Source organism: Pseudomonas sp. TH07 (genome assembly GCF_016651285.1).
Classification (GTDB): domain Bacteria; phylum Pseudomonadota; class Gammaproteobacteria; order Pseudomonadales; family Pseudomonadaceae; genus Aquipseudomonas.
This window is the reverse complement of the sequence record NZ_JAEKED010000001.1, coordinates 3,961,376-3,974,277: the sequence shown is the minus strand read 5'-3', so window position 1 is coordinate 3,974,277 and position 12,902 is coordinate 3,961,376. Positions and strand designations below refer to the sequence as shown.

At 66.4% G+C, this 12,902-nt stretch carries 13 protein-coding genes; 7 read left to right on the top strand and 6 right to left on the bottom strand.

Going from position 1 to position 12,902, the window contains the following annotated elements:
* Positions 1-67: 67 nt before the first annotated feature.
* A complete protein-coding gene (locus tag JFU57_RS18540) occupies positions 68-1,084 on the bottom strand; it encodes an AraC family transcriptional regulator (protein ID WP_201130327.1) in 1,017 nt (338 codons plus the stop codon).
* 209 nt (positions 1,085-1,293) lie between these two features.
* Here JFU57_RS18540 and JFU57_RS18535 point away from each other — a divergent pair, with 209 nt between their 5' ends.
* Positions 1,294-2,145 (top strand): 3-hydroxybutyryl-CoA dehydrogenase, encoded by an 852-nt coding sequence (locus JFU57_RS18535; protein ID WP_201130326.1) that lies wholly within the window; start codon positions 1,294-1,296, stop codon positions 2,143-2,145.
* On the top strand, positions 2,132-2,740 hold the full coding sequence (locus JFU57_RS18530) for a TetR/AcrR family transcriptional regulator (RefSeq protein WP_201130325.1): 609 nt from the start codon (positions 2,132-2,134) through the stop codon (positions 2,738-2,740). The genes JFU57_RS18535 and JFU57_RS18530 overlap by 14 nt, the downstream gene beginning before the upstream one ends.
* Positions 2,741-2,749: 9 nt before the next feature.
* Here JFU57_RS18530 and JFU57_RS18525 read toward each other — a convergent pair whose 3' ends face one another.
* Positions 2,750-3,382, bottom strand: coding sequence for a response regulator transcription factor (locus tag JFU57_RS18525; protein ID WP_201130324.1), 633 nt, complete (start codon positions 3,380-3,382; stop codon positions 2,750-2,752).
* A gap of 4 nt (positions 3,383-3,386) precedes the next feature.
* Positions 3,387-5,258: a PAS domain S-box protein gene (locus JFU57_RS18520; RefSeq protein ID WP_201130323.1), complete on the bottom strand. Its 1,872-nt coding sequence runs from the start codon at positions 5,256-5,258 to the stop codon at positions 3,387-3,389.
* A gap of 181 nt (positions 5,259-5,439) precedes the next feature.
* Between JFU57_RS18520 and JFU57_RS18515 the strand changes: the two genes are divergently transcribed.
* The 4 genes from JFU57_RS18515 (at position 5,440) to JFU57_RS18500 (ending at position 10,104) form a co-directional block, all read left to right on the top strand.
* The gene (locus JFU57_RS18515) at positions 5,440-7,062 is read left to right on the top strand and encodes an acyl-CoA synthetase (RefSeq protein ID WP_078473808.1); all 1,623 of its coding nucleotides are present in this window, start codon (positions 5,440-5,442) and stop codon (positions 7,060-7,062) included.
* A 96-nt stretch (positions 7,063-7,158) separates the two neighbouring features.
* The gene (locus JFU57_RS18510; RefSeq protein WP_201130321.1) at positions 7,159-8,931 is read left to right on the top strand and encodes an acyl-CoA dehydrogenase C-terminal domain-containing protein; all 1,773 of its coding nucleotides are present in this window, start codon (positions 7,159-7,161) and stop codon (positions 8,929-8,931) included.
* Positions 8,932-9,030: 99 nt separating this feature from the next.
* Entirely contained in the window at positions 9,031-9,444 is a 414-nt protein-coding gene (locus JFU57_RS18505; RefSeq protein ID WP_201130320.1) for an LIC_13387 family protein, read from the top strand.
* A gap of 39 nt (positions 9,445-9,483) precedes the next feature.
* Positions 9,484-10,104, top strand: a complete 621-nt coding sequence (locus JFU57_RS18500; protein ID WP_201130319.1) for a hypothetical protein — start codon at positions 9,484-9,486, stop codon at positions 10,102-10,104.
* 126 nt (positions 10,105-10,230) lie between these two features.
* On the opposite strand, the gene JFU57_RS18495 is transcribed toward JFU57_RS18500, so the two are convergent.
* The 3 genes from JFU57_RS18495 to JFU57_RS18485 all read right to left on the bottom strand — a co-directional run bounded on the left by JFU57_RS18495 (position 10,231) and on the right by JFU57_RS18485 (position 11,354).
* The gene (locus JFU57_RS18495) at positions 10,231-10,422 is read right to left on the bottom strand and encodes a DUF2188 domain-containing protein (protein WP_078473812.1); all 192 of its coding nucleotides are present in this window, start codon (positions 10,420-10,422) and stop codon (positions 10,231-10,233) included.
* A 119-nt stretch (positions 10,423-10,541) separates the two neighbouring features.
* A complete protein-coding gene (locus JFU57_RS18490) occupies positions 10,542-10,748 on the bottom strand; it encodes a DUF6021 family protein (protein ID WP_201130318.1) in 207 nt (68 codons plus the stop codon).
* Between the two features lie 99 nt (positions 10,749-10,847).
* Positions 10,848-11,354, bottom strand: a complete 507-nt coding sequence (locus tag JFU57_RS18485) for a winged helix-turn-helix transcriptional regulator (protein WP_201130317.1) — start codon at positions 11,352-11,354, stop codon at positions 10,848-10,850.
* 124 nt (positions 11,355-11,478) lie between these two features.
* Between JFU57_RS18485 and fabF the strand changes: the two genes are divergently transcribed.
* Positions 11,479-12,747 carry a beta-ketoacyl-ACP synthase II gene (gene fabF, locus JFU57_RS18480; RefSeq protein WP_201130316.1) on the top strand — a complete coding sequence of 423 codons (1,269 nt, stop codon included), beginning with the start codon at positions 11,479-11,481 and terminating at the stop codon, positions 12,745-12,747.
* Positions 12,748-12,902 lie beyond the last annotated feature (155 nt).

The following is a 12,902-nucleotide window of genomic DNA, read 5'->3' as shown; positions in this document are numbered from 1 at the left end:
GCCCTGATTGGCGCCGTATTGCTGCGACGTTCGGGCCGGCCAGCGCAGCCTCGTGCCTCGGCAGCGGCTACAGGGTGTGGGGTTGGAAACGGGCGCGGTAGCGGCCGGGGCTTTCGCCGGTCCATTTCTTGAAGGCGCGGTGGAAGGCGCTGGGTTCCTGGAAGCCGGTCTGCTCGGCGATTTCGCCGATGCTGGTGGCGCTGTTGCGCAGCAGTTGCAAGGCCATGCCGCGGCGCACTTCGTCCTTGATTTCCTGGTACGAACAGCCCTCCCGCTCCAGGCGCCGGCGCAGGGTGCTGGGGCTCATTTGCAGCTCGCCGGCAAAGGCATCCAGGGTCGGCCACTGGCTGTAGTGGCTGCGCCGCAACCGCTGGTGAACCTGGGTCGCCAACCCATGCTGATTGCGAAAGCGGATCACCAGCCACTGCGGCGCGCTGCGTAAAAACACCTTGAGCGAGGCCAGGTCCTGGACCACCGGCAAGCGCAGAAAGCGGCTGGCAAATTCGATCTCGGTGCGCTCGGCGCCGAAACTCAAATTCGGCCCCCAGAGCAACGCGTCGTCGCTCAAGGACAAGCGCGTCTGACGAAAATCCGCGCGGTCGATGGGGATACGCCGCCCGCCCAGCCAACACAGCAGGCTGATCATCAGCACCAGGAAGGTCTCTTCGCCAAAACGCCGCGCGTCCGGGTCCGTGGCAGTGGTGTGCAGGCTGATCACCGCGCGCTTGCCGCGCACGCTGAGGCTGCCGTGAAAGTCCTTGAGGAACAGCCCGAAATTGGCCAGGCACTGGCGCAGTGCCTTGCCCAGGTCGGGCTCCTGGATCAGCGCGCGGCAGATCAGGGCGAAACTGCCGACGGGCATGCCATGGGCATCGAGCTGGAAGAACTCGTCCTGCAACTCGCGGATCTGAATCAGCCACAACGCGGCAAACGCACTGGCCGGCACCCGGGCGTGGGGCTGCTCCATCAACGCCGGGGCGATGCCGGCCTCGGCCAGTACCGCCGCCAGGCGCTGGGGCTGATCACGCAGCCCGTGGATCATGGCGTGCACGAAATACGCCGCGACCGAATCCTTTTCCCGCATCAAAGCCGGTTCTCCCCATCAGCCGAATGGCAAAAAACGCCAGCATCGCTGAACAGTTATGGCATAGGCCCACCAGGCGGTGGCCTCTAGACTGGCGCCCAACCCCGTGTCGAGGGCCGCGCGCCATGGTACGCCAGTCGCAGGCGACCGACGATGCCCCCTCGGCCACACGCGCTCATTCGAAATCCGTTTGCACAGGACTGTCCTTTATGAATCTGCACACCCTTGGCGTGATTGGCGCCGGCACCATGGGCAACGGCATCGCCCAGGTCTGCGCCCTGGCCGGTTTCGAGGTGACCCTGCTGGACATCAGCGCCAGCGCCCTGGAAAAAGCCCTGGCCACCATCAGCAAGAACCTCGACCGGCAGATCGCCAAGCAGACCCTGGCCGAAGAGCAAAAACACAGCGCCCTGGCCCGGATCCGCACCAGCACCGACTACGCCAGCCTGGCCGAGGCGCAGTTGGTGATCGAAGCCGCCACCGAGAACCTCGACCTCAAGCTGCGCCTGCTGCAACAGATTGCCGGCGTGGTCGACGCCGACTGCGTGATCGCCTCCAACACCTCGTCGCTGTCGATCACCCAACTGGCGGCCAGCGTCAACGCCCCCGAGCGTTTTATCGGCCTGCACTTTTTCAACCCGGTGCCGATGATGGGCCTGATCGAAGTGATTCGCGGCCTGCAAACCAGCGACGCGACCCACGCCCTGGCCATGGACCTGGCCCAGCGCCTGGGCAAGACCGCGATCACCGCCGGCAACCGCCCGGGGTTTGTGGTGAACCGGATCCTGGTGCCGATGATCAACGAAGCGATCCTGGTGTTTCAGGAAGGCCTGGCCAGCGCCGAGGACATCGACGCCGGCATGCGCCTGGGCTGCAACCAGCCGATCGGCCCGCTGGCCCTGGCCGACCTGATTGGCCTGGACACCCTGCTGGCGATTCTCGAAGCCTTCTACGACGGCTTCAACGACAGCAAGTACCGCCCCGCCCCGCTGCTCAAGGAAATGGTGGCCGCCGGTTACCTGGGGCGCAAAACCGGACGCGGCTTCCATGTCTATGGCTGAGCGCTGCTCGCGTTTTGCCGAGAGCCGCGACAAGGCCCTGGAGCTGTTCGCCTGCAAGGGCTTCGGCCAGGTCGGCATGCGCGAGTTGGCGACTTACCTGGGGCTGACCCCAGGCTCCCTGTATCACCACTACCCGAGCAAGCAGCACTTGCTGCTGGACCTGATCGAAGAGTTCTACGAGGAGCTGCTGGCAACTCTGGAGCGCATCGAGCAGACACCGCGCTCGCGGCGCGGCAACCTGCAGCGGCTGATTCGCGCGCACCTGGAGCTGTACCGCGAGATGCCCTGGCATTTTCGCCTGGTGGAGCGCGACAGCAGTTGCCTTAACGACGATCAACAGCTGCGGGTGCGGCAGTTGCGCGAGCAATACGAACGCCAGTTGCTGCTGATGCTCGGCCGCCCGCGCCGCTTGAGCCCCGGCGCGCTGCAGGCGGCCGGGCATGCCATCGCCATTCTGCTCAACAGCGCCCCCAGCTGGCTGGCCCAGCAGGCGCTGGAGCCAGGGGAACGCGATGAGTTGCTGGAAAACCTGCTGACCGGGGCCATCGAGCGAGTGCTGGCGGCCAAGCCGAGTCTGCAGGTGGCGGTGGCCTGAAGCGGCCCCTCAGCGCAGTTGCAGCGGATCGACCAGGCCGGCGGCGATGGCCATGCCCACCAATTGCGGCAGGTTGTCGGCCTGCATGCGCTTCATCACCCGCGACCGGTACAGGTCGATGGTCTTGACGCTGACCCCCAGTTGCTCCGCCACCTCGCGGTTGCTGTACCCCTGCACCAGCGGCAGCAGCACATCGTTCTCCCGTGGGGTGAGGCTTTGCAGGCGCGCCTGGACCGCGCCCAGGCCCGCGTCGGGCTGACGCTCATCGCTGTGGCTCAGGGCCTGTTGCACGCTGTCCAGCAGCAACTGCTCGTTGTAGGGCTTTTCGATAAAGTCATGGGCCCCGGCCTTGAAGGCGCGGACCACGATCGGCACATCGGCATGCCCACTGACGAAAATCACCGGCAGGCGCAACTCGCGGCTGCGCATCTCTTCCTGCACATTCAGCCCGCCCATGCCCGGCATGCGCACGTCCAACAGCACGCAGGCATTGAGCCGGCTGTCACAGGCGTCCAGAAACTCGCGACCGCTGGTGAACGGCAGCGCCTTGAGGCCCACCGACTCCAGCAGCCAGACGGTGGAGTCGAGCATGCCCTGGTCATCGTCGACCACATACACCACCTGCTGCGCCACATTCGCCATGGCCTTACTCCTGTTGTTGTGAGGTTGCCCCGCTCAGCGCGGGGGCCGGCAAGCGGCAGCACATCTGCAAGCCGACCGCCTGGGGCCGGGCCTGCAACTCGCCGCCGAAGCCTTCGATAATGCTGCGGCTCATGGACAGCCCCAGCCCCAGGCCATTGGCCTTGCTGGTGTAGAACGGGGTGAAGATCTGCTGCAACTGCGCCTCGGAGACGCCCGGCCCCTGGTCGCTGACACTGACCTGGACCCCGCCATCAGGCAGCCCCTGGGCGCCGAGGATGATCCGCGACGGCGCATCCGCGTGCACCTCGCGGTTGGCGTCGATGGCGTTGCGCAGCAAATTGAGCAGCACCTGTTCGAGCAACACCCGGTCGGCATAAATCGGCGGCAGATTATCCGGCAACTGCTGCTCGATCGTCACCTGGCAGGCACCGGCCTCCCAGGCGCACAGGCGTACGGTTTCCCGGGCCACTTCGCTGATGTCCAGCGCCTCCATGCGCCGCCGGCCCTTGCGCAAGAAGGCGCGCAGACCCTTGATCACTTCGGCGGCGTGGGTGGCGTGGACCACGATCCGCTCCAGGCCCTGGGCCACACGCTCGGCCGCCTGGGGCTGGCTACCCAGGGCTTGCATGTAACGCTGGCTGGCGCTGGCGTAATTGACCACTGCGGCCAGCGGCTGATTCATCTCATGGGCGATGCCCGAGGCCAGTTCACCCAGGGTCACCAGGCGCGCGGTATGGGCCAGTTCGTCCTGGTGGTGGCGTTGCTCGGCCTCACGCAATTCGCGCTCGGTCAGGTCGTGGGCCACCAGGGAATAAAAGCGCTCGCCGCTGGCCGAGCGATGGGCCAGCAGCATCAGTGACACCGCCACCGATTGCCCATCGACCACGGGGTGCAGGCGGGTGTCGAGGCTCCAGCGGCCATCGCGCTCGGCGCAGGTCCAGCCTTCACGCTGCAGGCGCGCCAGGGCCTCGGGGGCCAGCAGGCGGTCGAGGTTAGGCATCTCCTGGCGCGCGGTCAGGCCCAGGGTGCGCCGGGCTGCCGGGTTGAGGTAGGTGACGGTGCCACTGGGCTGGATAAACAGCACCGGGTCGGTATGGGCTTCCACCACCTCGGCCAGGCGGCGCTTGGTCTCCTCGGCCTGGACCCGGGCGGTGATGTCCCGCGACACGCTGACCACCTCCACCACCGCCCCGGTGTAGGTTTCGCGGATGGCCCGGCAGGCGGTCTCGAACCACAGGTAATGGCCGTCGCGATGGCGGATGCGGTAGGTCATGGTGTGATAGCCGTCCTGCTCCAGGGCATCGCGGGTGCGCTGCATCAGCCCGGCCAGGTCCTGGCTGTGGAACAGGCTGCGGGCCAGGCGCCCGCGCAGCTCTTCGGGCCAGTAGCCGAGCAGGGTAAAGGACGCCGGCGAGGCATCGAGGAAGCAGCCGTCGGGGGTGTGCCGGGAAATCAGGTCGGTGGTGTTTTCGGTGATCAGCCGGTACAGGCGCCGGGCCCGGGCCGACTCGCGCTCGGCGTGGATCTGCGCCGTGGCCTCACGGCAGCGGGCCAGGACCCGTTGCCGTTGCGGGTCGGGGATAAAGCTCCAGAGCAGGATCCGCTCGCCCCACTGGGCCTCGACGTCTTCGATGGCCCGCTGCTGCTCCAGGCAGGCCCGCACCAGAGCCGGGTGGTTGACCGGCAACAGCGCCGACACCGTGCACGGCGCTGCTGTTTCCAGCCATTGCTCCAGGGCCGGGTTGAGGTCCAGGGGCTGCGCCTGGGCATCCAGCAGCACACTGGGTTGCGGGTCGTGGCCAAGCCAGGGCGTGTCCGTCAGCCGGCCTTCACGTTGCTGGCGCAACCAGCGGTTCAAGGGAGTGGAGCTGGGCATCGTCGATCAACCTGTGAGCCGGAGCAGCAAATTATAATTATAGTACAACTACTATACAACTCAGGTAGTACTTCCATACCGACCGGCAAACAGTATATAAAAGACCCCGGATAAGTCACCGAGCGCCGTTAAAAAAGCCTCGGTCCATAGAGCTAATAATCAGCCACCGGGTACCCGAACCATGTCCATCTACGAGCAAGGCCTTGCGCCGACTGCCGTCAATCACATCGCCCTTTCGCCCCTGAGTTTCATCGAACGCACCGCCAGCGTTTACCCCGACTACCCGGCGGTGATCCACGGCTCGATCCGCCGCACCTGGGCCGACACTTACCGCCGCTGCCGGCGCCTGGCCTCGGCCCTGGCCGGACGCGGCATCGGCAAGAACGACACGGTGGCGGTGATGCTGCCCAATATCCCGGCGATGCTGGAGGCGCACTTCGGCGTGCCGATGATCGGCGCGGTGCTCAACGCCCTCAACGTGCGCCTGGACGCCGAGGCCATCGCCTTTATGCTGGCCCACGGCGAAGCCAAGGTGCTGATCGCCGACCGCGAGTTCCATGATGTGGTGCAGGCGGCCATCGGCATGCTCGACCACCCGCCCCTGGTAATCGACCTCGACGACCCGGAATACGGCGAAGGCCAGGCAGTCAGCGAACTGGATTACGAGGCGTTCCTGGCCGAGGGCGACCCGGACTTTGCCTGGCAATGGCCGGATGACGAGTGGCAGGCGATCTCGCTGAACTACACCTCGGGCACCACCGGCAACCCCAAGGGCGTGGTCTACCACCACCGCGGCGCCTACCTCAATTCCCTGGGCAACCAGATGACCTGGGCCATGGGCAACCACCCGGTGTACCTCTGGACCCTGCCGATGTTCCACTGCAACGGCTGGTGCTACCCCTGGACCGTGACCGCCCTGGCCGGGGTGCATGTGTTCCTGCGCCGGGTCGACCCGCAGAAGATCCTCAACCTGATCCGCGAGCACCAGGTCACTCACCTGTGCGGCGCACCGATTGTGCTCAATGCCCTGGTCAACATGCCGGACTCGGCCAAGGCCGCCATCGACCACCCGGTGAACGCCATGGTCGCCGGCGCCGCGCCGCCGGCCAAAGTGATAGGTGCCGTGGAAGAAATGGGCATCAAGGTCACTCACGTCTACGGCCTGACCGAGGTCTACGGGCCGGTGACCCTGTGTGCCTGGCACGCGGCCTGGGACGAGTTGCCCCTGGAGCAGCGGGCGCAGATCAAGGCGCGCCAGGGCGTGCGCTACCCGACCCTGGAAGGGGTGATGGTGGCCGACCCGAAAACCCTCGAACCCACGCCCCATGACGGCCAGACCATCGGCGAGATCTTCATGCGCGGCAACACGGTGATGAAGGGCTATCTGAAAAACCCCAGCGCCACCGCCGAAGCCTTCGAAGGCGGCTGGTTCCACACCGGCGACCTGGCGGTGACCCACCCCGACGGTTACGTGGAGATCCGCGACCGGCTCAAGGACATCATCATTTCCGGGGGCGAGAACATTTCCACCATCGAACTCGAAGGCGTGCTCTACCGGCACCCGGCGGTGCTGGAAGCGGCCGTGGTGGCCCGGCCCGATGAAAAATGGGGCGAGACCCCCTGCGCCTTTATCACCCTCAAGGCCGACCACCAGCAGGTGCGCGAAGCCGAGATCATCGCCTTCTGCCGCGAGCATCTGGCAGGGTTCAAGGTCCCGCGCAGCGTGGTCTTCACCCTGCTGCCCAAGACGTCGACCGGCAAGATCCAGAAATTCGTCCTGCGCGACATGGCCAAGGCGCTCTAGCGGCGCCTGCGACGCCAGGCTGGTGACACACGGCCTGGCCCCTTTTGAAGCAGGCGGTTGCGTCCGCCTGCCCCGCCTGACACGAGGTTTTGTGCAATGCCCGAATTCAACGCTCCGCTGCGCGACATGCGCTTTGTCCTGCATGAACTGTTCGACGCCCCGGCCCTCTGGGCGCGCTTGCCGGCCCTGGCCGAGACGGTCGACGGCGCCACCGCCGACGCGATCCTCGAAGAAGCGGCCAAGGTCACCGGCAACCTGATCGCCCCGCTCAACCGCAGCGGCGACGAACAGGGCGCCCAGTGGCTGGCCGGCCAGGTCTCCACCCCCGAGGGTTTCAAGCAGGCGTACCAGACGTACATCGCCGGCGGCTGGGTGGGCCTGAGCGGCAACCCGGCGTTCGGCGGCATGGGCATGCCGAAGATGCTCGCGGTGCAGTTCGAGGAGATGCTCTACGCCGCCAACTCAAGCTTCGCCCTGTATTCGGCCCTGAGCTCCGGTGCCTGCCTGGCCATCGACGCCCACGCCAGCGAGGAGCTGAAACAGCGCTACCTGCCCGCCTTGTACGAAGGCCGCTGGGCCGGTTCGATGTGCCTGACCGAAGCCCATGCCGGCACTGACCTGGGCATGATTCGTACCCGCGCCGAGCCCCAGGCCGATGGCAGCTATCGCCTCAGCGGCAGCAAGATTTTCATCACCGGCGGCGATCAGGACCTGACCGAAAACATCATCCACCTGGTGCTGGCCAAACTGCCGGACGCACCGCCCGGGCCCAAAGGCATTTCGCTATTTCTCGTGCCCAAGGTCCTGGTGGACGCCAACGGCGCCCTGGGCGCGGCCAACGCGGTGAGCTGCGGCTCCATCGAGCACAAGATGGGGATCAAGGCCTCGGCCACCTGCGTGATGAACTTCGACAGCGCCAGCGGCTGGCTGATCGGCGAGGCCAACAAGGGCCTGGCAGCGATGTTCACCATGATGAATTACGAGCGGCTGTCGATCGGTATCCAGGGCATTGGCTGCGCCGAAGCCTCGTACCAGAACGCCCGCACCTATGCCCGCGACCGCCTGCAAAGCCGCGCCCCGGGCGGGGCCCAGGCCAAGAATAAAATCGCCGACCCGATCATCGTCCACCCCGATGTGCGACGCATGCTGCTCAGCATGAAGGCCATGACCGAAGGCGGCCGAGCCTTTGCCAGTTATGTCGGGCAACAGCTGGACCTGGCCAAGTTCTCCGACCAGGCGGCCGAGCGCGACAACGCCCAGGCCCTGGTGGCGCTGCTGACGCCGGTGGCCAAGGCGTTTTTCACCGACACCGGCCTCGACAGTTGCATCCACGGCCAGCAGGTGTTCGGCGGCCATGGCTATATTCGCGAGTGGGGCCAGGAACAACTGGTGCGCGACGTGCGCATCGCGCAGATCTACGAAGGCACCAACGGCATCCAGGCCCTCGACTTGCTGGGACGCAAGGTGGTGGGCAATGGCGGTGTGGCGCTGCGCCTGTTTACCGCCGAAATCCGCGCCTACGCCTACCTGCCGGGCGCCGCCTACGCCGCGCCGTTGCTGGATGCGGTGCAACGCCTGGAAACCCTCAGCGACTGGCTGCAGCAGCAAGCCGCCCTCGACCCGAACGCGATTGGCAGCGCCTGCGTCGAATACCTGCACCTGTTCGGTTATGTGGCCTACGCCTACCTCTGGGCGCGCATGGCGCAGATTGCCGAGCATCGGCGCGCCGAGGACCAGGGGTTCTACAGCGCCAAGCTGGCCACGGCGAGCTTCTACTTCAGCCGCCTGCTACCGCGCATCCTCAGCCTGGAACAGAGCATTCGCGCCGGCAGCAGCCCGTTGTTCGAACTGCCCGCCGAACAGTTCTAGAGCGCCATCCGGCGTCGGGCGCAGGGCCCGGCGCCTGCTCATGCAAATTAGTGCCGGGCACGGCATACTTGCGCCCCCAAACACACCCAAGGAACGACTGTGTTGGCGCAAACCCTGATCGTAACCAGCGCGGCCATTGTGCTGCTGCTCGGCACCCTGCACCTGTTACTCACCTACTTCAGCGCCAAATTCGTGCCCCGCGACGCAGCCCTGACCGCGCATATGCAGTGCGTGTCGCCGGCCATCTCGCCGCAAACCACCTTGTGGCGCGCCTGGATCGGCTTCAACGCCAGCCACAGCCTGGGGGCGATGCTGTTTGGCGCCCTCTACGGTTACCTGGGCCTGCTGCATCGGCAAATGTTGCTCGACGCCCCCTTGCTGCTGGCCATCGGGTTGCTGTTCCTGGGCGCCATGCTGATCCTGGCGCAGCGCTACTGGTTCCGCGTGCCGCTGCTGGGCATCGGCCTGGCGCTGCTGCTGTTTGCCGTCGGCAGCCTGGCGCTGCTGGCCTGAGCCATGGCGTTCTCTCCCCTTATCGACCGAGCAGGATCAATGACCCCTCTGCAATCCCCTTCGTGGTTACGGCTGTATTACGTCCTGAGCGGGCTCAGCGCCGCGCTGATCGTGGCCCACTTCAGCTACTTCTGCTGGGAGCTGCTGACCCCCGTGGACATCGGCGGCACGCTGTTCGGTGGTTCCATGGGTGCGGCAGCTATGGCGGCAGGCTGGGCCGGAGCCTGCCTCGGTCTGATCCTGCTGGCCCTGTTGCGCCTGCCCGGGGCGCGCCTGGCGTGGTTCGCCGGCGGCATTGTGCAACTGTGCATTTCCCTGGGCTGGCGCCTGAACTACCCGGATGATTTCGACGGCAACCTGCTCTTCAGCCCGCCGCCCAAAGAGCTTGAACTTGCCATGTGGCTGGCGATCGGCTGGCTGGGCATCGGCTGGTTTGTCTACTGCCGCAAGCCGGCGCCGCGCCAGCGACCGCCCCTGACTCGGCGCAAGGGCCTGTTGCAGATGATCGCTGCCGGGGTGCTGCTGATCTACTTCCTGGGGTTGCCGCTGCTGGTGTTGCAGGTGCGCCTGACGGCTGATGACAAGCCGCTACGGCAGGTCTCGCTGGGGGTGGGGACGCAGGATAAAGCGCAGGGTCAGGCGGGGGGATCAGGTCACTGAGTGGTGCCAAGGGTAGCCGTTCGATTTTTCAGGGCGGCTTCGCGCGCCGACGCGAGCAAGCTCCCTCGCCACAGGGGGTGTGGCGAGGGTCAGGCCGATCCAGGCTCCAGGCCCGTGGATGATAGTTCAGCGCGTGCTCGCCTTGAGTGCCGGTCGTTCCTTGCGCACCGGCAGGCAGGCGGCATAGGCCAGGGCCTCTTCCCGGGTACCGAAGGAACCCAGGCGGTCGCCCTGGGTGCAGACTCGCCAGGGCCCATTGTTCACGCTGAGCACGTCGTAGCCGTTGATATGCATTTTGTTCAGCATCGCAACGCTCATAGTCACCTCCTTATCGCCGCTCCGTCTCGACCGAGACCGAGCACATGGCCTGGACTACCTTACACCCGGCTGGTCGGGCCGTGCCCGCCAGACGTCGGGACGGCGCCGCTGCTGGCGCCTCACTTTTTCTTCAGGTTGGCCAGCGGATCGTAGGCCCGGGAGCGCTGCTCGGACGGGTCATCGTGCTCGTCCAGTGGCGCCTTGGCCGGGCCGATGGGGTCGACTTGCGGGTCGGCGAGGTCCGGGGAGTCAGGGTCGAAACCCAGATCATCCTGACCTGAACCATGCTCGGACGATCGCGGCCCGGTGGGTGTTCTGGCACTCATGTGCACCTCCTGCTCAGGGCCCGGCAAAAGCGCCGGCCTACAGCTAAGAGCCCCCACGGCAACCAAGGTGCGAGGCAACTGACGAATGGCCGCCGAGGCTCATGGCGTCTCGGCCAGGCTCTCCAGGGCCAGGCCCTCCAGGCGCTGGCGCATACCGGCACTGGCCGCAGGCCCGGCCTGCACCGTGCACTGGTCCAGGGGCACCAGGCGCCCATCGGCCCTGTCCACCATCATCGGTTGCAGCGGGCGTCCGCTGCCGCGCTCGACAATCTGCACGCTCTCGCCCTCGTGGGCGTAATGGCGGTTGCCCCAGGCCACCAGGGCCAGCAGCACCCCAGCGAAATCCTCGCCCTTGGCGGTCGGCACATACTGGTAGCGCAGCGGGCGCTGGCTGTAGGCCTGGCGTTCGAGCAGGCCGTCCTCGACCAATGAGTTGAGGCGCCGGGTCAGCATGTTCGGGGCGATTTCCAGGCTGCGGGAAAACTCCTCGAAGCGCCGCAGCCCCTGCAAAGCGTCGCGCATGATCAGGATGCTCCACCACTCCCCTACCCGCTCCAGGCTCAGGGCAATCGGGCATTCGGCGTGGATCAGGGTCTTGCGCTGCATGGGGTCTCCTTGGACGAGCGGGCGGGGTGGGCCAGGACTTTTATCGCTGCGCCATGTTACTTTCATAATGATAGTGACGTCCATAAGACGCTTCCCCCCCAAACGCTGAAGGAGCTGGACCCTCATGAACAAACGCATAGTCGTCACCGGCATGGGCGCGCTGACCCCACTGGGTTGTGGCGTCGAACAGATCTGGCAACGCCTGCTGGCCGGGCAATCGGGGATCCGTCGCCTGCCCGAGGAATTGATCGGCGACCTGGCGATCAGCATCGGTGGCCAGGTCCAGGACCGTGACCAGGACCCCGAGGCCGGGTTTGATCCCGACGCCCTGCTGGCGCTCAAGGAACAGCGCAAGATGGACCGTTTCATCCTGTTCGCCCTGGCCGCCGCCGAAGAAGCCCTGGCCCAGGCGGGCTGGCATCCCGAAACCGCCGAGGCCCAGGAACGCACCGCCACCATCATCGCCTCGGGCGTGGGCGGTTTTCCGGCGATTGCCGAAGCCGTGCGCACCACCGACAGCAAGGGGCCGCGGCGCCTGTCGCCGTTCACCATCCCCTCATTCCTGAGCAATATGGCGGCCGGCCACGTGTCGATCCGCCATGGCTTGAAGGGCCCGCTGGGCGCGCCGGTCACCGCCTGCGCTGCCGGGGTCCAGGCGATTGGCGATGCCGCGCGGATGATCCGCGCCGGTGAAGTCGATGTCGCCGTATGCGGTGGCGCGGAAGCCGCGATCCACCGGGTCAGCCTCGCCGGCTTTGCCGCCGCCCGCGCCTTGTCCAGCGATTACAACGACAGCCCGCAGCGCGCCTCGCGGCCCTTTGACCAGGCCCGGGACGGGTTCGTCATGGGCGAAGGCGCCGGCCTGCTGGTGATCGAAGAACTGGAACACGCCCTGGCCCGTGGCGCGACGCCGCTGGCGGAACTGGTGGGCTACGGCACCAGCGCCGACGCCTATCACATGACCGCCGGCCCGGAAGATGGCGACGGCGCACGCCGCTCCATGCTCCAGGCATTGCGCCAGGCCGGGGTACAGGCCGAGCAGATCCAGCACTTGAACGCCCATGCCACCTCGACCCCGGTCGGCGACAAAGGCGAACTGGCGGCAATCCAGGCGGTGTTCGGCCCAGGCAGCGGCCTGGCCATCAGCTCGACCAAATCCGCCACCGGCCACCTCCTGGGCGCCGCTGGCGGCATCGAAGCGATTTTCACCGTGCTCGCGCTGCGCGACCAGATCGTGCCCGCCACCCTCAACCTGGAAACCCCCGACAGCGCCGCCGCCGGCCTCGACCTGGTCAGCGGCCAGGCCCGTCCATGGCCCATGGAGTACGCCTTGTCCAACGGCTTCGGCTTTGGCGGGGTCAACGCCAGCGTGCTGTTCAAGCGCTGGGCTTAAGTCCTGGCTGAGTTGTCGTCCGCACTTGCGGGCGACGTACCTGGAGCACCGGCACTGCGGCTCCACCCCAAGCAACGCCCGCCCTGCGCGGGCGTTGCGCATTCCGGGTATATCCATAGTGATAAAGGATATTGGTATATACCAGATTGCTCCCT

Coding starts and splice junctions, on each gene's coding strand:
- JFU57_RS18510 (WP_201130321.1), top strand. CDS start 7,159: ATGCCCGAATTCAACGCTCCGCTGCGCGACATGCGCTTTGTCCTGCAT.
- JFU57_RS18515 (WP_078473808.1), top strand. CDS start 5,440: ATGTCCATCTACGAGCAAGGCCTTGCGCCGACTGCCGTCAATCACATC.
- JFU57_RS18485 (WP_201130317.1), bottom strand. CDS start 11,354: ATGCAGCGCAAGACCCTGATCCACGCCGAATGCCCGATTGCCCTGAGC.
- JFU57_RS18530 (WP_201130325.1), top strand. CDS start 2,132: ATGTCTATGGCTGAGCGCTGCTCGCGTTTTGCCGAGAGCCGCGACAAG.
- JFU57_RS18490 (WP_201130318.1), bottom strand. CDS start 10,748: ATGAGTGCCAGAACACCCACCGGGCCGCGATCGTCCGAGCATGGTTCA.
- fabF (WP_201130316.1), top strand. CDS start 11,479: ATGAACAAACGCATAGTCGTCACCGGCATGGGCGCGCTGACCCCACTG.
- JFU57_RS18525 (WP_201130324.1), bottom strand. CDS start 3,382: ATGGCGAATGTGGCGCAGCAGGTGGTGTATGTGGTCGACGATGACCAG.
- JFU57_RS18535 (WP_201130326.1), top strand. CDS start 1,294: ATGAATCTGCACACCCTTGGCGTGATTGGCGCCGGCACCATGGGCAAC.
- JFU57_RS18500 (WP_201130319.1), top strand. CDS start 9,484: ATGACCCCTCTGCAATCCCCTTCGTGGTTACGGCTGTATTACGTCCTG.
- JFU57_RS18520 (WP_201130323.1), bottom strand. CDS start 5,258: ATGCCCAGCTCCACTCCCTTGAACCGCTGGTTGCGCCAGCAACGTGAA.
- JFU57_RS18540 (WP_201130327.1), bottom strand. CDS start 1,084: ATGCGGGAAAAGGATTCGGTCGCGGCGTATTTCGTGCACGCCATGATC.
- JFU57_RS18495 (WP_078473812.1), bottom strand. CDS start 10,422: ATGAGCGTTGCGATGCTGAACAAAATGCATATCAACGGCTACGACGTG.